Source organism: Paraburkholderia hiiakae, assembly GCF_904848665.1.
GTDB classification, from domain to species: domain Bacteria; phylum Pseudomonadota; class Gammaproteobacteria; order Burkholderiales; family Burkholderiaceae; genus Paraburkholderia; species Paraburkholderia hiiakae.
Window position 1 is genome coordinate 41,064 of the sequence record NZ_CAJHCQ010000020.1, and the last position, 16,668, is coordinate 57,731.

General features: G+C 66.9%; 14 protein-coding genes. 4 read left to right on the forward strand and 10 right to left on the reverse strand.

Translation table 11 applies throughout. The annotated features are described in order from the left end of the window. Nucleotides 1–7 precede the first annotated feature (7 nt). Nucleotides 8–2,635: a hopanoid transporter HpnN gene (hpnN, locus tag JMY28_RS29870; RefSeq protein ID WP_201699520.1), complete on the forward strand. Its 2,628-nt coding sequence runs from the start codon at nucleotides 8–10 to the stop codon at nucleotides 2,633–2,635. Next, nucleotides 2,632–3,732, forward strand: coding sequence for an MlaA family lipoprotein (locus tag JMY28_RS29875; protein ID WP_236597107.1), 1,101 nt, complete (start codon nucleotides 2,632–2,634; stop codon nucleotides 3,730–3,732). The genes hpnN and JMY28_RS29875 overlap by 4 nt, the downstream gene beginning before the upstream one ends. Before the next feature lie 105 nt (nucleotides 3,733–3,837). Here the strand turns inward: JMY28_RS29875 and JMY28_RS29880 are convergent, their stop codons facing one another. The 8 genes from JMY28_RS29880 to JMY28_RS29915 all read right to left on the reverse strand — a co-directional run bounded on the left by JMY28_RS29880 (nucleotide 3,838) and on the right by JMY28_RS29915 (nucleotide 11,565). Beyond that, the gene (locus tag JMY28_RS29880; protein WP_201699521.1) at nucleotides 3,838–4,326 is read right to left on the reverse strand and encodes an acyl-CoA thioesterase; all 489 of its coding nucleotides are present in this window, start codon (nucleotides 4,324–4,326) and stop codon (nucleotides 3,838–3,840) included. Nucleotides 4,327–4,445: 119 nt separating this feature from the next. After that, complete coding sequence (locus JMY28_RS29885; protein ID WP_201699621.1) at nucleotides 4,446–5,111, reverse strand: phosphorylase; 666 nt, start codon at nucleotides 5,109–5,111, stop codon at nucleotides 4,446–4,448. A 53-nt stretch (nucleotides 5,112–5,164) separates the two neighbouring features. Further along, a complete protein-coding gene (gene shc, locus JMY28_RS29890; protein WP_201699522.1) occupies nucleotides 5,165–7,240 on the reverse strand; it encodes a squalene--hopene cyclase in 2,076 nt (691 codons plus the stop codon). Next, complete coding sequence (gene hpnE, locus JMY28_RS29895) at nucleotides 7,237–8,505, reverse strand: hydroxysqualene dehydroxylase HpnE (protein WP_201699523.1); 1,269 nt, start codon at nucleotides 8,503–8,505, stop codon at nucleotides 7,237–7,239. Before hpnE ends, shc begins: the two co-directional genes overlap by 4 nt. Then, nucleotides 8,505–9,356 (reverse strand): presqualene diphosphate synthase HpnD, encoded by an 852-nt coding sequence (gene hpnD, locus JMY28_RS29900; RefSeq protein WP_201699524.1) that lies wholly within the window; start codon nucleotides 9,354–9,356, stop codon nucleotides 8,505–8,507. The genes hpnE and hpnD overlap by 1 nt, the downstream gene beginning before the upstream one ends. Nucleotides 9,357–9,639: 283 nt before the next feature. After that, nucleotides 9,640–10,584: a sensor domain-containing diguanylate cyclase gene (locus JMY28_RS29905; RefSeq protein WP_201699525.1), complete on the reverse strand. Its 945-nt coding sequence runs from the start codon at nucleotides 10,582–10,584 to the stop codon at nucleotides 9,640–9,642. Next, complete coding sequence (locus tag JMY28_RS29910; RefSeq protein ID WP_110383369.1) at nucleotides 10,581–11,204, reverse strand: chemotaxis protein CheC; 624 nt, start codon at nucleotides 11,202–11,204, stop codon at nucleotides 10,581–10,583. The genes JMY28_RS29905 and JMY28_RS29910 overlap by 4 nt, the downstream gene beginning before the upstream one ends. Beyond that, complete coding sequence (locus tag JMY28_RS29915) at nucleotides 11,197–11,565, reverse strand: response regulator (RefSeq protein ID WP_201699526.1); 369 nt, start codon at nucleotides 11,563–11,565, stop codon at nucleotides 11,197–11,199. Before JMY28_RS29915 ends, JMY28_RS29910 begins: the two co-directional genes overlap by 8 nt. 630 nt (nucleotides 11,566–12,195) lie before the next feature. On the opposite strand from JMY28_RS29915, the gene JMY28_RS29920 reads away from it, so the two are divergent. Next, the gene (locus tag JMY28_RS29920; RefSeq protein ID WP_201699527.1) at nucleotides 12,196–14,475 is read left to right on the forward strand and encodes a hybrid sensor histidine kinase/response regulator; all 2,280 of its coding nucleotides are present in this window, start codon (nucleotides 12,196–12,198) and stop codon (nucleotides 14,473–14,475) included. Nucleotides 14,476–14,652: 177 nt separating this feature from the next. Beyond that, a complete protein-coding gene (locus JMY28_RS29925) occupies nucleotides 14,653–15,372 on the forward strand; it encodes a hypothetical protein (protein ID WP_201699528.1) in 720 nt (239 codons plus the stop codon). A 38-nt stretch (nucleotides 15,373–15,410) separates the two neighbouring features. Here the strand turns inward: JMY28_RS29925 and JMY28_RS29930 are convergent, their stop codons facing one another. Both JMY28_RS29930 and arsC read right to left on the reverse strand, forming a co-directional pair. Next, nucleotides 15,411–15,965, reverse strand: a complete 555-nt coding sequence (locus JMY28_RS29930; protein WP_201699529.1) for an NADPH-dependent FMN reductase — start codon at nucleotides 15,963–15,965, stop codon at nucleotides 15,411–15,413. A 332-nt stretch (nucleotides 15,966–16,297) separates the two neighbouring features. After that, the gene (gene arsC, locus JMY28_RS29935; RefSeq protein ID WP_201699530.1) at nucleotides 16,298–16,651 is read right to left on the reverse strand and encodes an arsenate reductase (glutaredoxin); all 354 of its coding nucleotides are present in this window, start codon (nucleotides 16,649–16,651) and stop codon (nucleotides 16,298–16,300) included. Nucleotides 16,652–16,668 lie beyond the last annotated feature (17 nt).

The following is a 16,668-nucleotide window of genomic DNA, read 5'->3' on the forward strand; positions in this document are numbered from 1 at the left end:
CGCCTGTATGCTCAAGCCATTCATCATTAGCCTCGTCGCCTGGTCGGTGCGCCGCGCGGCGTGGGTGATCACACTTGCAATCGTGCTTGCCGTGCTCTCCGGCGTGTACGTCGCAAGAAATTTCAAGATCAACACCGACGTCAGCGGTCTCGTCGAGAACACGGCCCAATGGGCCGCGTTGAGCGAAGCCAAGGACAAGGCGTTCCCGCAACGCGCGAGCTCGCTGCTCGTGGTCGTCGAAGCCGACGCGCCCGAGCTCGCCGACGCCGCCGCCGACAAGCTCGCGCAGGCGCTCAAAGCCGACTCGCGCGAATTCAGCGCCGTCTCGCAGCCCGCGGGCGGCCCGTTCTTCCAGCACAACGGCCTGCTCTTTCCGTCCACGGCCACCGTGCTCTCGACCACGGGCCAGCTCGTGCAGGCGCGCCCGCTCGTGAACCAGCTCGCGAAGGACCCAAGCCTCGCGGGTCTTGCCGGTACGCTCACGACCACACTGCAATTGCCGCTCACGATCGGTCAGATCAAATTGCCGCAAATGGCAAATCTGCTTGGCAGCGCCGCCAACGTCGTCGACGAGGTCCTGGCCGGCAAGCCCGCTGCGTTCTCGTGGCGCGCGCTCGTCGACAAGGACTCGGCGACGAAGCCCGCGTTCGCGTTCGTCACCGTGCAGCCGGTGCTCAACTTCGCCGCGCTCAAGGCGGGCGCGAACGCAGCGGAGGCGATCCGCGCGACCGCCGCCTCGCTTCATCTCGACACCGAATTCGGCGCGCGCGTGCGCCTCACGGGCGAACAGCCGCTCGCCGATGACGAGTTCGCCTCGGTTCAGGACGGCGCCGCGCTCAACGGCGTGATCACGATCATCGTCGTGCTCGCCATCCTGTGGCTCGCGCTGCGCTCGGGCAAGCTGATCGGCGCAACGCTCATCACGCTCGTGATCGGCCTCGTCATCACGGCCGCGCTCGGCCTCATGATGATCGGCTCGTTCAACATGCTCTCGGTCGCGTTCATGGTGCTGTTCGTCGGGCTAGGCGTCGATTTCGGCGTGCAGTTCGGCGTGAAGTATCGCGAGGAGCGCTTTCAGGACGAGCGGCTCGACGCCGCGCTCCTCAAGACCGCCCGCACCATCGGCGTGCCGCTCACGCTCGCGGCGATCGCCGTGGCCGAAAGTTTCTTTTCCTTCCTGCCCACCGCGTACAAGGGCCTTTCGGAACTCGGGCAGATCGCGGGCGTGGGCATGTTCGTGGCGTATGTCTGCAATATGACGGTGCTGCCGGCGCTCATCCTCGTGTTCAACCCCAGGGGCGAGCGCGCCTCGCCTGGCTTCGCGTTCCTCGCACCGGTCGACACGTGGCTCGCCGAGCATCGCAAGCCGGTGCTGCTCACCACGCTCGTCATCGTGGTGGGCGCGACGCCTTTGCTGTTCCATCTGCGCTTCGACTTCAACCCGCTGCATCTGAAGGATCCGCATACCGAGTCGATGGCGACGCTGCTCGCGCTCAAGAACTCGCCCGTCATCTCGATCAACGACGTGAGCGTGCTCGCGCCGTCGCTCGAAGAAGCCGACAAGATCGCCGCGCGGCTCTCGAAGCTGCCCGAGGTGGCGCGCGCAACCACGCTCAGCTCGCTCATTCCCGACGATCAGCAGCAAAAGCTCATGCTGATCTCGAGCGCCGCACAGCAGCTTCTGCCTGCGCTCACGCAGCAGCCGTCCACGCCCGTGACCGACGAAGTGCGTGTGCAGACGCTCAAGCGCGCGGCCAACCAGCTCTCGCTCGCCGCGAGCGATCATCCAGGGCCGGGCGCGGCCGAGGCGCAGCATCTGTCCGACTCGCTCAACAAGCTCGCGAACGCGAGCCCGGCCACGCGCGAGCGCGCGGAAACCGCTTTCAGCCTCACGCTCAAGCTCGCCTTCGCGCAGCTCGCGCGCCTCTTGCAGCCCACGGAAATCACGCGTGAAAACCTGCCACCCGAGATGGCGCGCGACTGGGTGGCGCCGACTGGCCAGGCGATCGTCGACGTGGCGCCGCGCGTGCCGCCGGGTGTCGATTCCAACGACGACGTGATGCTCGCGCGCTTCGCACACGCCGTGAAGGCGGCGGAGCCCAACGCGATCGGCGGCCCGATCTCGATCCTGCACTCGGCGAACGTGATCATCCTCGCGTTCTTCCAGGCGGCGGGCTGGTCGGTACTGGTCATCACGGCCCTCCTCTGGATCACGCTGCGCAATTTCGGCGACGTGCTGCGCACGCTCATTCCTCTGCTGGTATCGGCGCTCGTTACGCTCGAACTGTGCGTGGTATTTGGAATTCAGCTAAATTTCGCGAACATCATCGCGCTTCCCCTGATGCTCGGCGTCGGCGTCGCGTTCAAAATCTATTTCGTGATGGCCTGGCGCGCGGGGCAAACCGGCCTCCTGCATTCGAGCCTCACACACGCTGTGCTCTTTTCCGCCGCGACCACGGCCACGGCGTTCGGGAGCCTGTGGCTATCGCATCACCCGGGCACGTCGAGCATGGGCAAGCTGCTCGCGTTGTCCTTGTTCTGTACGCTGATAGGCGCCGTGGTATTCCAGCCGGTGCTGATGGGCAAGCCGCGCGCAAAACGCGCAAGATCGGAAATTCAGGGGATCGACCAATGAAGAAGAATCAAGCCGCGCTCACCATGGCGGCGGCTGGCCTGGCGCTCCTCGTGACGTCGGGTTGCGCCACCGGCCCCGACCGCAAGCCGGGCGATCCGTTCGAGCCCGCGAATCGCGCGATTTTCACGTTCAACGACAAACTCGACACCTACGTCGCGCAGCCGGTCGCCAAGGGCTACCAGAAGGTGACGCCGCAGCCGCTGCGCCAGGCGATCACGAACTTCTTCTCGAACATCGGAGACGTCGACAACCTCGCAAACAACCTGCTGCAACTGAAGATCACCGACGCCGTCGAGGATCTCATGCGCATTGCGATGAACACGACCTTCGGTCTGGGCGGGCTGATCGACTTCGCGACGGCGGCGGGGCTCCCCAAGCATCACCAGGACTTCGGCCTCACGATGGGCCACTACGGCATGCCGGCCGGCCCGTATCTCGTGCTGCCGCTGTTCGGGCCGAGCTCGGTGCGCGACGGCATCGGCATGGCCGTGGACGTGAAATTCAACGTCATCAACTACTTCGAGCCGGCGGTGCGCAATCCGATGTATCTCGCGCAGTTCATTAGCGCGCGCGCCGACCTGCTCGGCGCGACCGACCTGCTCAAGCAGGCCGCGCTCGATCCGTATTCGTTTGTGCGCGACGCGTACCGCCAGCAACGCGAATCGCTGATTCGCGCCGGGCGTGGCAACAATGCGGCGTTGCCCAATTACGGCGAGCCGGGCGGGGAGGGAGCGCCGAACGAGAACGGTGCGCCCAATTACGAGGACCCGGGCGAGTCGGGTGGTGCGGGCGGCGGCGCAGGTGCCACCGGCGGTTCCGGCGCTTCGAACAATGGTCTGCCGAACTACGAGGATCCGGGCGAGGGGAGCGCGGCGGGTGCCGCCGTGGCCGCTGCCGCGAGCGGCGCGGCGACGACGGGTGCAGCAGCGGCTGGCGCAGGTCCAGGTGCTGCTGCGGCGGCGGGTACGGCTGGCGTGGCGGCGGCGGCACCGGCCGCTTCCGCACCGGCTACGGCATCGGCGCCTGTTGCGGCTTCGGCTGCTGCGCCGGCATCCGGTGTGACGGCAGCGCCTGCGAAACCGGCGTCGGCGCCCTGAACTCGATATAGCAGCCGCCCGTGTGCGGGCGGACAGCGTGAAGACGAAAAAAACCCGGCAACCTTTCCAGGTTGCCGGGTTTTTCGTTCGCGCCGTGCGTACCGCTCAATGCACCGAAGCGTCCTCGCTCTCGGCCAGGCGCTCCGCCTCGTTTGCCGCTGCTGCCATAGCCGTGGCGTCCGCCGACGTCTGCACGGCCTGTCGATAGCGCTCGTAGGCTTCGTCGGCATAGCGGATGCGTTCGCGGCCGTGCGGGGCCGGCACGCCGTCCGCGCCGAGGTTCACGAACACCATCTTTTCGATCGTCAAAATGCTCTTGCGCGTGATCTTGTTGCGCACTTCGGCGCGCAGCGTGATCGACGTGCGACCGAAATCCGTGGCCGTTATGCCGAGCTCGATGATGTCGCCCTGACGCGCCGAACTCACGAAGTTGATCTCGGACATGAACTTGGTCACCACGCGCTGGTTGTCGAGCTGGCAGATCGCGTAAATCGCCGCTTCTTCGTCGATCCAGCGCAGCAGACTGCCGCCGAACAACGTGCCGTTCGGATTCAGGTCTTCAGGCTTGACCCACTTGCGAGTATGAAAATTCATGGCTGGTAACTCCCCGAAATGTGATTCGTCCCCAGACTCGCTGAGATGATCCTAGGGTTAACACTGAGATGTTACCAGAGATAGGGGTTTACCCTAGGTATTTCAATAGCCCGCGAAGATCACGTAGGGAAAAAAGCGCCGCTGGCCGTCAACACCTGGCGCGCAGCGCTCAGCGACTGGCGTGCGGCTTTCGCATCCGCCGCCACGCGCAGCAAGCCGCCTAGTTGCGCCGGGTCGCGCGCCAGTTCGCGCAGGATGGGGAACACCGCCGTCGTGCCGTCGTCGCGCAAGCCGGCCATTGCCGCCCTCGGCAGGCTGCGCCAGGCCGGATCGACGATCGCGCGGCACACCGCGAACGGCACGCCATGCGCGGCTGCCGCTGCCGCAGCCAGATGCGATTCCATGTCGACGGCGAGTGCGCCGCACGCGCCGAACAGTGCCGCCTTGTCCGCCGCACCGGTAAGCGGCGCGGCAACGGCTGCCTCCACGCCGCGCCGGGTTTTCGCGGCGAGCGGCGAGGCCATCAGCGCGTCGGCCATGCGTGCGCTCCAGGCGGGATCGGTCGCAACGCGCCCGAACGGGCCGTCGATCGCTTGCGCGATCACCAGGGTGCCCGGCTCGAGATCGGGCGCAAGACCGCCCGCCGTGCCGAAGCTGACGATGCCCGCCGCGCCGTCCTTGAGCGCCGCCGCGAGCGCGCTTTGCAGGAGATCCGCGCGCGCGGCGTAGACGGCGCGCACGCCGTCCCGGCCTTTGCCCGCGGCAATGCTCGCCTCGAAGGCCATGCCCGTCACCGCGATCACCGGCAAGGCGCGCGCCTTGACACCCGCCGCCGCGCTCACAGACCGACCGTGACGCGCGTCACGCCCGCGCGCTTGAGGTTGCGGTAGCGCGCGAGCGCCCACAGCGGGAAGAACTTGCGATAGCCGTGGTAGCGCAGATAGAACACGCGCGGAAAACCTGTGGCCGTGAAGCGCGTTTCGTCCCAAAGGCCATGTTCCTGCTGCGTCTTCTGCAGGTATTCGATACCGCGCGCGACCGCCGGATGATCGACCGCGCCCGCGGCCATCAGCCCGAGCAGCGCCCACGCCGTTTGCGAAGCGGTGCTCGTGGCGCGCTCGTAGCCGCGGTATTCGAGCTTGTAGCTCGTGCCGTCTTCGCCCCAGCCGCCGTCGTCGTTCTGGATCTGCACGAGCCATTGCACCGCGCGCTTCATGCGCGGGTCGTCGTGCGCGAGGCCGGCCGCGTTGAGCGCGCACAGCGCCGTCCACGTGCCGTAGATGTAGTTCATGCCCCAGCGGCCATACCAGCTGCCGTCGGCCTCCTGCTCTTCGAGCAGGTAGTTGTACGCACGGCGCGCGTGCTCGTTCGCGGCAGGCAGTTCGCCGAGCTGCGCGAGCATCGACAGGCAGCGGCCCGAGACGTCGGCGGTCGGCGGATCGAGCAGTGCCCCGTGGTCCGAGAACGGGATGTTGTTCAGGTAGTACTGCGTGTTTTCCGGCTCGAACGCACCCCAGCCGCCGTTGCTGCTCTGCATGCCGACCACCCACTCGCGCGCGCGGGCGATCGGGGCGTCGTAGGCCTTCGTGTTGTCGAGCTTGTCCACGCGATCCATCGCGGCCACGACCACGGCCGTGTCGTCGACGTCGGGATAGTGCGGGTTGGCATACTGGAACGCCCAGCCGCCCGGACGCACCGCCTCGCGGCGCGAGATCCAGTCGCCGCGCACGTCGAGAATCTGCAGCGGACGCAGCCATTCGAGGCCGCGGCGCGCAGCTTCCTCGGCACGCGCGTCGCCAGTCTCCAGCAACGCGTGCGCCGCAAGCGACGTGTCCCACACCGGCGAAAGACAGGGCTGGACGTACGCTTCCTCTGTGTGAATCGTCACCAGCTTTTCGAGCGCCTGGCGCGCGATGGCGCGATGCGGATGATCGGCGGGATAGCCCAGCACGTCGTACATCATCACGGCGTTGGCCATGGCCGGGAAGATCGCGCCCAGACCGTCCTCGCCGTTCAGGCGTTCGTCCACGAACGCGACCGCGGCGTCGATCGCGCGCTGGCGCAGGTAGGTCGGAAAGAGCGGATCGGTCACGCGCAGCACGCCGTCCACGGCGCGGAAGAAGCCGAACCAGCCCTTGCTCTGATGCGGGGAGCGCGCGTTCAGGCCCACGCTCACCGGTGCGCCGCGGAACAGCTCGTCGATGCGCACGCCGCGCGGGTTGCGCGCGACCGGGCGCTTCGCGCCCAGTACGAGCAGCGGCACGATCACCGTGCGCGCCCAGTACGACACCTTCGAAAGATGGAACGGGAACCACTGCGGCAGCAGCGTGATCTCGACGGGCATCATCGGGACTGCGTACCACGTCACCACGCCAAAGAGCGCAAGCAGGATGCGCGTGAACACATTGACCTGCTCCGCGCCGCCCGCCGCGAGAATCGCCTCGCGCGCGCGCACCATGTGCTCGGCGTCTTCGGCGTCTCCGATCATCTTGAGTGCGAAGTAAGCCTTCACGCTCGCGCTCACGTCCATGGCGCCGTCGGTGAAGAGCGGCCAGCCGCCTTCCGGCAACTGGATGCGGCGCAGGTAGCGCGCGATCTTCTGTTCGAGCTCGAGATTCGCTTCTTCGCCGAGGTAATGCACGAGCAGCACGTATTCGGCCGGGATCGTGGCGTCCGCTTCGAGTTCGTAGACCCAATGGCCATCGGCGCGCTGGTCGGCGAGGATCGCGTCGGTCGCGCGCGCGACGGCGGCTTCGAGCGATGCGGGCGGTACACACGGTGCGGCGACCGCTGCAGCCGTCTCGTCGGCAAACGTGGGAGTGGGCATCGCCACGGCCGACGCTTCGGCAACGTCAGCGCCGCTGAGGCTGCTGGCGAGGTCTTCGGTCGGCGTGGCTTGGGATAAATCGTTCATCTACGTTCCAAATTTTCGGTCAGGAGCAGCTCGGCGGCCTTGCGGCCCGAGCGGATCGCTCCTTCGATCGTTGCGGGCAAACCGGTAGCCGTCCAGTCGCCTGCAAGCATCAGATTGTTCCAGCGCGTGCGCGTCGCGGGACGGCGCCACTCCTCGTCGGGCACCGCGGCGAAGGTCGCGCGCGCATCGGCGCACACCCGCCAGGCGGGCAGCGGCTCGAGCGGCAGCGAGGCCGCCTCGGCCACGTCGGCCCACACGCGGCGCGCGATTTCCTCGGGATCGAGGTCGAGCACGCCGTGCGCGTCGTGGATCGTCGCCGAGAGTCGCCCTTCGGCCGCGCACAGCCAGTGGGCCGTGCCGTTGACGAGCGCCATGGGCGTCACGAGGCCAGGCGGCGCCGACACGGCGAAGTGCACCGTGACGATCGCATTGTGGCGCTGCGGGGCCTGCAGCGCCGGCACGAGCGCGGCGGCGGCCTCACCGGGCACGGCCAGCACCACGGCTTCGTCGGGAGCGAGCGTGATGCGCCCGTCTGCAAAATCGAGTGCGGCGACGCGGGCCGCCGTGTCGTCGTACACGATCTCCCTGAGCGGCGAGTCAAGGCGAATCGCCGCGCCGCCGTGCTGAAGCATGCGCAAGGCCGGATCGACGAACGCGCTGGAAAGCCCACCGCGCGCCGCCAACGGCCGGAACGACTCGCCGCCTGCCGTGAGCGACTCGCGCAGCATCGCGCCCGCCAGCTCCGCACTGCCGACGCGCGGCTCGACATTGAGCGCCGTGAGAAAAAACGGGTGCAGCAGCCGGTCCCACAGCACGCCTTCACAGCGCATGGTCTGCGCCATCGTGCGGCCTGGCTTGGCGAACAACAGCGGCAGCAGCCCCAGATAGTCAGCGGCACGCGTACCCGGCACGCGCGAGCGCGAATCGCCGATCCAGAACGGCATGCGCGAGCGCGAGAAGCGCACCGTCCAGCGCGAGCGCGCCGCGATATCCATGAACGCGAAGCCTGGCTCGGTGGGGCCGGAAAGCGCGTCGCCGGCACCGATCGTGCGCACGTATTCGAGCGTGCGCGCATGTCCCGCCAGCACCAGATGATTGCCCGTGTCGAGCGTCGCCGAAAGCGTGCGGTCGTAGTACGAGCGGCAGCGCCCGCCTGCCTGGCCGGCGGCCTCGTAGAGCGCCACCTGCACGCCGCGCCGCTGAAGCCGCACGGCCGTCGCGAGGCCCGCAAGCCCAGCGCCGATGACGTGGACTAGCCGAGGCATCAGAACAACGCGTAACGCGCGACGATCCACATCAGCCGTGCGCGCGGCTTGCTGACTTTCGTGCGCGGCAGGTCGAAGCCGCGATCCACGGTGCGCTCGAGCAGCACGCGATAGACGCCCGACATGATGCGCGGCGCTTTCACTTGCGCGCGGGGCGCGGCGTCCATGATCGCGTCGGCTTGCGCGAAGTGCGCGCGGGCGCGTTGCACGAGCGTCTCGCACACGCGCGGCAGCGACGGGTCGGCGGCAATCGCGTGCGGATTGCCCGCTGCGATCCCTTCGCGCGCGAGCAGCTCGCGCGGCAGGTAGCAGCGGTTGATGTCCGCGTCTTCGTCGATGTCGCGCAGGATGTTGGTGAGCTGCAGCGCGCGCCCCAGATGGTGCGAGAGCAAGCGGCCCGGCTCCTCCTGCATCCCGAAAATTCTGACCGACAGCCGGCCCGCGGCACTCGCCACGCGGTCGCAGTACAGGTCGAGCGTGTCCTCGTCGGGCGCGCAGATGTCCTCGGCGGCGTCCATGGCCATGCCGTCGATCATCGCGTGGAAGTCTCCGCGCTGAAGCCCGAACGTATGGATGTGACGCGTGAGCGCCGCGAGCGAGGGGCGCGGCGTGCCGGCGTAGCACGCATCGATGTCGGCGCGCCATTGGTCGAGCCCCGCCGCGCGCTCGGCGCGCGGCAGGTCGCTGTCCGCGATGTCGTCGACAGCGCGGCAAAAGGCGTAGACCTGATACATGGCGTCGCGCTGCGCAGGAGGCAGTATCCGCATCGCCAGATAAAACGAACTGCCCGACGAAGCGGCGGCGGCGTCGGTTTGTTGTGTATCGTCCACGACGAGATTGGAAACAGCCAAGACGATCTCCGCTGGGGGCGCCCTCAACGGGCGTTCGACTCTATTCGGGCCCGCATTGCCGCGGGTCGCCCGCGCGCGCGGACACGCGCGAGGCACCCGACCCTAAAATTGCCCGCCAAGGGGCGCGCAAGGCCGGAAACGGCCAAAAGTATAGCAACCTTTGGGGCGACCCGCGCAGGGCGGCCCGCGCAGGGCGACCCGTAGTCGAGACAGGGGCGCGTAGCCCGGGAGCCAGGGGCGATGAGGCTGATTGAGCCGGGAGCGGTCGGCGCCCCGGCAAGTCTCAGGCGAGCGCGACCGAGCGGTTGCGCCCCTGGCGCTTCGCGGTGTAGAGGGCGGCGTCCGCCTCGTTGATCATGCCTTCGTAGTCGGGCGCCCCCGTGCGCGCGGTGGCGGCGCCCACGCTGGCCGTCACGGGCACGATCACGCCCTGCACCTCGATCGGCTCGTCGCCGATCGTGCGGCGGATCTTCTCCGCCACGTAGAGCGCGTCGTCCAGCGGCGTGCACGGCAACAGCAGCGCGAATTCCTCGCCGCCGAAGCGCCCGAACACATCCTGTTTGCGCACCACGCCCGACACGCGCTGCGCCATCGAGCGCAGCACCGTGTCGCCGGCCACGTGGCCGAATTCGTCGTTGATGCGCTTGAAGTGGTCGAGGTCGAACAGCAGCATCGAAAGCTCGCCGCCGTAACGTTGCCAGCGCGTGAATTCGTCGGCGAGGCGCGTTTCGAAAAAGCGCCGGTTCGCAATGCCGGTCAGGCCGTCGCGATCGGCGTATTCGCGCAGCTTGGCCACGGCCTCCTCGCGCTCGCGCTGCATGACGCTCACGTGCGTGACATCGGAGAGGGTCACGCACACGGCGATCACGTCGCGCCCGCGCATGAGCGGCATGAAGGTGCAGTCCTGCTGCATGTAGTCCACGCCGCCTGTGATCGGCCGGTCATGGTCGAACTGGAACAGATACGGGCGCTGCTCCCACGAGCTGAACGCGAAGCTGCCCAGCTGGAACACGCTCTCCACCTTGCGCGTGAGCCACGCGCGCGGCAGATCGGGGAAGCGCTCGAAGAGGGAGCGGCCGAGCACGTCCTCGGCCGTCACGCCGCTGTGGTCCTGCATGAAGCGGTTCCAGCTCAGCACGTTCATGTCGCGATCGACCACGAAAATGCCGAAACCTACCCGTTCGACCACGAGATCCGATAGCGATGGCAACCCGGCTGGCTCGTTCATAGGCTATGTAACAACGCGTCGATGGCCCGGCTCACGACATGGATCGATTCCTCGGCCATCAGCATGACGAGGTGGGCCCGAAAGCGCTGGTCTTCCAGCGCGAAATTGACTTCGACGAGCAGCGCGACGTCCCAGGCGAGCAGGCCCGGCTGGAACACCTCGTCGAGCATGATCGCCTCGCCGAGCAGGCCCGGCTGCGAAAACACCGGCATGCGGCCGAGCTGGTCGAGCATCGACGAGACACACGCGCCCGTGAGCGCGTTGGCGACGTCGAACATCAGCTCTTCCTCGGTAAGCGCGTCGTCGCCGATCGTGGCGTAGGGGCCGCCGACCAGGCTGCCCAGCTCGGCGATCTCGCCGCTGCGGCAGATCACCAGTGCCTCGCCCTTGATCTCCGAGCGAAAGCCCTGGCGCACGGCCGCGACCGGGCCGTCGATCCCGGTCATCTCGCGCAGCGCCGCCGCGGCCTCGGAGACGGCGACCACGCGCACGCGCGGCACCGAAAGCTCGATGAACGCATTGAGCAGCCCCGACAGTCGCGTCGCTGCCTGCCCCATGCCGAGATTGGCGATCTCCTGGAGCGCGTCGCGCTGGAGTTCCGTGAACACTCGATCAGGCATACAACCCGTACTCCTTCAGGATGGGCAGCAGCGCCTCCTGGGTTACCGGCTTTGCGACGAACGCCGCCGCGCCGAGCGCCTGCACGCGCTCACGGGCACGAGGCTGGATGTCCGCTGAAACGACGATCACGAACGTGTTCAGGTCTTCGTGCTGCAACGCTTCGAGAACCTGGAAGCCCGTCATGTCGGGCATCGTGAGGTCGAGGAACATGACGGCCGCACGACCGGCGCGGTAATGCGCGAGCGCTTCGTGTCCGTTCGACGCGTACGAAATCGCAACGTCCCAGTCCTCGGGCAGCGCCTTCGTGAGCACCTTGCGGGCTAACAGCGAGTCATCGGCGATCACGATGGGCAAGGACATGGATATGCTGAATGAGTGTGCGTTGGACGGAGTGCGTTTCGACGGATTAACGGCGGCGCGGGCAATTACTTTAGGGAAAACTTCAAAGAAAATTGCGAAGCCGCCGAATAATGCATAGCGCATGAACGGATCCGCGCGCTGGCGTGGCGACACAAGGCGCACGGCCGCGCCGTCGCCCCCCGCTAGCCCAATGGATGCCGGCAACCCGTGCGCCGGTCGTGAAGGCCCTCGTCTGCATGCCTGCAGCCACCCCGTAGCATGGCCATGCGCCTTTGCGGCGACCATGGCTTACATGCGAATGCGTTATTTATCGTGTCCGCGATTCTCGAATCAAATTCAATCAAATGCAACTCGCCGTTAATCGATCAACGAACAAAATCGACTCATTCCGGCTAATTTATGGGAATAAATTATCCACACATTAAATAAAGGGCGTCGATTATCCCTTTGTGGTACGTTTGCGCTACGCCGATTTTCGCGCATTCGGCATGAAGGAAGAGGAAAACCCCTGGGCGGCGTGCTTGCCAGACGATGCGTGCGGCGCGCCGGGCATCCGCTGGCCGTCGGAGCGTCATCACGGTCGTTTATCATGTCGCATGCCCCGCCGTCTTTTCCCTGCTTTTCCGTACGATGATTGCTGACCGGCCCGAGCGGCCAGACGAACGCACCCCCCTGCCGCCCCTTGCCGACGACGCCCCGTTTCCGGCCGCGCCGGGCCACGACTTCACGGTGCGCCGACGCACGTTGCTCGCGCTGCTCGTCGCGGCAATCGTGCTGCCGTGCATCTACGTGGCCGCCATGGCATACAGCGACCTGAGCGCGCGCGAAGCCGACGCCACCGACACCACGCTGCGCACCGTGCGCGTGGCCGAAGAGCACGCGCTCAAGGTGTTCGACATGAACGAGGCGCTCGACGCGCGCGTGGTCGACCTCGTGCGCGGCCTGAACGACGACGGCATCCGCGCCAGCGAGCCGCAGATCCACGAGAAACTCGACGCGATCGGCGGCGGTTACCCGCAGGTGGCCGCGGTGTCGATTTTCGGGAGCGACGGTGGCCTGCTCGCGAGCAGCCGCTACTCGCCGCCGCCGTCGGTGTCGATCGCCGCGCGCGACGACTTCACCGGCATCCGCGACGGCCGCGTGATCGACCACGTCTCGCGCGTGATGCAGAGCCAGGTGAGCGGCGAGACCGTGTTCAACATGGGCGTGGCGCGTCTGAACGACGCCGGCGCGTTCGCGGGTCTTGTCTCGGTCGCGTTGCGCCCCGGCTATTTCAGCTCGTTCTACCGCGACCTGCTCGGCCCCGATTCGCCGATGTCGCTCGGCCTCGTGCGCAGCGACGGCACGATCCTCGCCTTCGATCCGCCGCCGCGCGCTGACGCGTCGGTGATCACGCCGCGCTCGCCGCTTGGCGCAGCGCTGCTGCGCGGCACGGAGTCCGGCGTCGTGCGCATGCATTCCACGCTGCTCGACAGCAACGTGATCCTCGCGTTCCGGCGCGTGGGCGCATACCCCGTCTACGTGACCTGCGCGTATCGCACACCGGCGATCTGGGCGGCCTGGTACCGGCATCTGAGCGTGCTCATCATCTCGATGTTCACGCCGTCGATCGCGCTGTGGTGCGTGATCTGGCTTTCGCTGCGGCGCCTCGCCGCCGAAGAGGAGGCGTGGGAGCGCTGGCAGGCCGAAGCCTCGATGCGCCGTTCGATCGAATCCGCCTACCGGCAATCGCGCAAGATGGAAGCGCTCGGCAACCTCGTGGGCAGTGTCGCGCACGACTTCAACAACCTGCTGATGATCGTCTCGGCCAACGTGCAGATCGCGCGGCGGCGCGGCGCGGCAGGCTTCGAGCGCGAACTCTCGGCGGTCGAGCGCGCGCTCAAGAGCGGCCAGTCGCTCACGCGCCAGTTGCTCGGTGTGGCGCGCAAGCAGCCGCTGCGCAATGAAACGATCCATGTGGGGCGCTGGCTGCCTGCGGCCCGCGAACTGTTGCGCGCGTCGCTGGGCGCGAAGGTATCGCTCGTCGTCAACGTCGATGACGACGTGTGGCCCGTGCTCGTCGATGTGGCCGAATTCGAACTTGCGCTCATCAATCTCGCCGTGAATGCGCGCGACGCGATGCCTAACGGCGGCCGCTTCACCGTGCGTGCGCGCAACATCAGCTTCCGGCCCGACGAAGGTCTTCCGCTCGACGGCGACTTCGTGCACGTCATGCTCGAAGACACCGGCACAGGCATGCCGCCGGACGTGCTCGCGCGCGCGTTCGAGCCGCTCTACACGACCAAATCGAAGGGCACGGGCACCGGTCTCGGGCTGCCGCAGGTGTTTGCGTTCTGCGAGCGCACAGGCGGTCTCGCCGCGATCGACAGCGCGATTGGCGCGGGCACGACGGTGCATCTGTATCTGCCGCGCTCGCTCGCCGAGCCGCCCGCGCAACGTCCGAGCGAGCCGCGCGAGGAGAGCGCCCAGGTGCAGCATGGGCTGAACGTGCTGCTCGTGGAGGACAACGACGAAGTTGCGGCCGGCACCGAGGCGCTCCTGCAGATGATGGGCCACCGCGTGACCTGCGCGAGCGATGCGGTGAGCGCGCTGCAACGGGTCGAAGCGCCGCTTGCCGAGGGCGAGCACACCCCGCGCTTCGACCTCGTGCTTTCCGACATCCACATGCCGGGGACGATGAACGGCATCGATCTGGCCGAGGCGCTGCAGGGGCTCGAGCCGGAACTGCCCGTGATCCTCGTGACGGGTTACGCGGAGGAGCTCGAGCGCACGCGCAATGCCGATGTGCGTGTGCTATCGAAGCCGTTCGACATCGCGCTGCTGGAGAAAATGCTCGAGGCGATTCGCGAGGACCGCCAGGCGCGTGCGAAGCGCGACCACGACACGACACTCCAGAGCCCCCGGGCATGACAGGACGGGCGTGACGAACCTCGCGGCACGAGGATTGCGGCAGGCAGCGCGACCCGCAGAATCAGGCGGTTAGACGTCACGCACGGCATGCGCCAACCGATGCACCGGCGAAGCACGATCAACGCACAATCGGCGCATGATGTAAGCGGGCGTCACCATCTGGCGAAGGAGGCTGCCATGAAACAGACCGTGACCGGCGTTTTTCAAACCTACGACGAAGCACGCCATGCGCAGGACGCGCTGCTGCAACGCGGCTTCGCGGCGAGCGACATCGACCTGCCGGTGCGCACAGAGGGCGTGCTCGCTGGCATCGAGCGGCTCGTGGGAAGTTTTTTCTCGACGACGGGCGACGTGCGCCGAACCACCGAGGCTCAGACCGGCATGACGCCGCCGCCGGGCGAATCGGTGCGCATCGGCGTGCATGTGAGCGACGAGGCGCACGCCAATCTCGCGTACGAGACGCTGCGCGAGGAGCACGCGACGGACGTCGCGCTGCGCGGCACACCGTGGGCGTGGCCAGCGACGGACAGTCCAGTCGCGCGCGAGCACTCGGCGCTCGATGAACTGGGTCTCTCCGAGTTCGCCGATGCCCTGCGCCGCCGTGGCGCGCAAACGGAAGCCGCGCGCGAACAAACCGCTGTCGAGCCCACGCTCGACCCCACCGTCGAACCGATGCGGCAGACGAGCGAGGCCGAGGCGACCGTGCTCACTGCCGCAAGCGCGCCCGGCGCCGGAGCGGTGATGGGCGCACATCATGTGGACGTTCCAGCCGCGCCCGAAGCGACGCGGCCCGCCGCGGGCGCCGCGCCGCAGATTCCGGACGAATTCCTCGAATACGAGGAAGACACGCCCGATCATCACAAGGACATGCCGGGGCAGCGTCGCACGTTGCATTGAACCCATTCTCGCAGTGGGGCGTTCGGCGTGATCAGGCGTCAGCGGCCGAGTTGGCGCTTGATCCAGGCCACGTACGTATCGACGAAGCGTTGCAGGAACTTGCGCGTGTCGTCGCTTACGATCTCGCCTTTCTCGTTGATGCGGTTCGTGTCGTGCTTGATGAACATCTCGGGCTGACCGAGCACCACGACGTCGAGATAGGCGAGCACGTTACGTAGATGTTGTTGCGAAAGCGCCGTGCCGGTCGCCCCCGGCGACGTACCGAGCACCGCGCCCGGCTTGCCGCGCCACACATTCGCGCCCCACGGCCGCGAACCCCAGTCGAGCGCATTTTTCAGCCCGCCCGGAATCGAGCGGTTGTATTCGGGCGTGACGAAGAGCAGCCCGTCGGCGGCTTCGACCTGCTGCTTGAAGCGGCGCGCCACCTCGGGATAGTCCGCGTCGTATTCCTGGCTGTAGAGCGGCAGCACACCGATGTCCAGGTACTCGAAAGTGAATTCAGCGGGGGCCAGCGACGTCACTGCGTGCGCGAGTTGTCGATTGAATGAATCCTTGCGGAGACTGCCAACCACAACTGCGATCTTGTAGGCCATTTCGGTTTCCTCGGAGGTGCGCGCGATGCGCATCGAAAAGAAACATCATCATAGACGCGCGCGCATTCCGCCGACGCCCACGCGCGCGGGCCTGGCCAGTAACCGCGCGCCGTTGTGGATAACCGGGGGTAACGCGAATTTATCCACAGTTTTTGGGCATAAGTTTGTGGACAACTTGCGTGGAGAGCCGATGGATACGGGCCTCGCGTGGGATTCGTCTGCAGGTTAGCAAATATGCAATTTCCACGCGTGCATGGCGTTGATTGCGTCTTGTCCATGCACGCGGGCGCTCGCGATTCGCTCGCTTTTAGCGCGTGAGCAACCCAGCGATTTCAACCGAGTAGTGCCGCGACGTTTTCGGTTGGGCGGCCGATCACGGCGCGGCCGTCGCGTACGACGATGGGTCGCTGCAACAGAATCGGATGCCGCACGATTGCTTCGTATAACTGATCATCTGTCACACCAAGTGCATCAAGACCGAGCTCCGTGTACTCGGTTTCACCGGTGCGGATCATGTCGAGCAGCGGGCCGCCTAGCATCGCGTGCAGCGCCTGTAGTTGGTCGACGGTGAGCGGCTCCTTTAGGTATTCGATTACTTCGACTGGTTCGTTCGCCGTCGAGGCGGACACCAGTTCGCAAGCCGCGCGGGACTTGGAGCAGCGGGGGTTATGGTAGATCGTGATCATGACGCCTGACGTACGAG

Bases quoted from the DNA above. Each gene is read 5' to 3' on its own strand.
- arsC (WP_201699530.1), bottom strand. From the start codon at position 16,651: ATGATCACGATCTACCATAACCCCCGCTGCTCCAAGTCCCGCGCGGCT.
- JMY28_RS29880 (WP_201699521.1), bottom strand. From the start codon at position 4,326: ATGAATTTTCATACTCGCAAGTGGGTCAAGCCTGAAGACCTGAATCCG.
- JMY28_RS29910 (WP_110383369.1), bottom strand. From the start codon at position 11,204: ATGCCTGATCGAGTGTTCACGGAACTCCAGCGCGACGCGCTCCAGGAG.
- JMY28_RS29920 (WP_201699527.1), top strand. From the start codon at position 12,196: ATGATTGCTGACCGGCCCGAGCGGCCAGACGAACGCACCCCCCTGCCG.
- JMY28_RS29885 (WP_201699621.1), bottom strand. From the start codon at position 5,111: ATGGCCTTCGAGGCGAGCATTGCCGCGGGCAAAGGCCGGGACGGCGTG.
- JMY28_RS29875 (WP_236597107.1), top strand. From the start codon at position 2,632: ATGAAGAAGAATCAAGCCGCGCTCACCATGGCGGCGGCTGGCCTGGCG.
- hpnE (WP_201699523.1), bottom strand. From the start codon at position 8,505: ATGCCTCGGCTAGTCCACGTCATCGGCGCTGGGCTTGCGGGCCTCGCG.
- JMY28_RS29915 (WP_201699526.1), bottom strand. From the start codon at position 11,565: ATGTCCTTGCCCATCGTGATCGCCGATGACTCGCTGTTAGCCCGCAAG.
- shc (WP_201699522.1), bottom strand. From the start codon at position 7,240: ATGAACGATTTATCCCAAGCCACGCCGACCGAAGACCTCGCCAGCAGC.
- JMY28_RS29905 (WP_201699525.1), bottom strand. From the start codon at position 10,584: ATGAACGAGCCAGCCGGGTTGCCATCGCTATCGGATCTCGTGGTCGAA.
- JMY28_RS29930 (WP_201699529.1), bottom strand. From the start codon at position 15,965: ATGGCCTACAAGATCGCAGTTGTGGTTGGCAGTCTCCGCAAGGATTCA.
- JMY28_RS29925 (WP_201699528.1), top strand. From the start codon at position 14,653: ATGAAACAGACCGTGACCGGCGTTTTTCAAACCTACGACGAAGCACGC.
- hpnN (WP_201699520.1), top strand. From the start codon at position 8: ATGCTCAAGCCATTCATCATTAGCCTCGTCGCCTGGTCGGTGCGCCGC.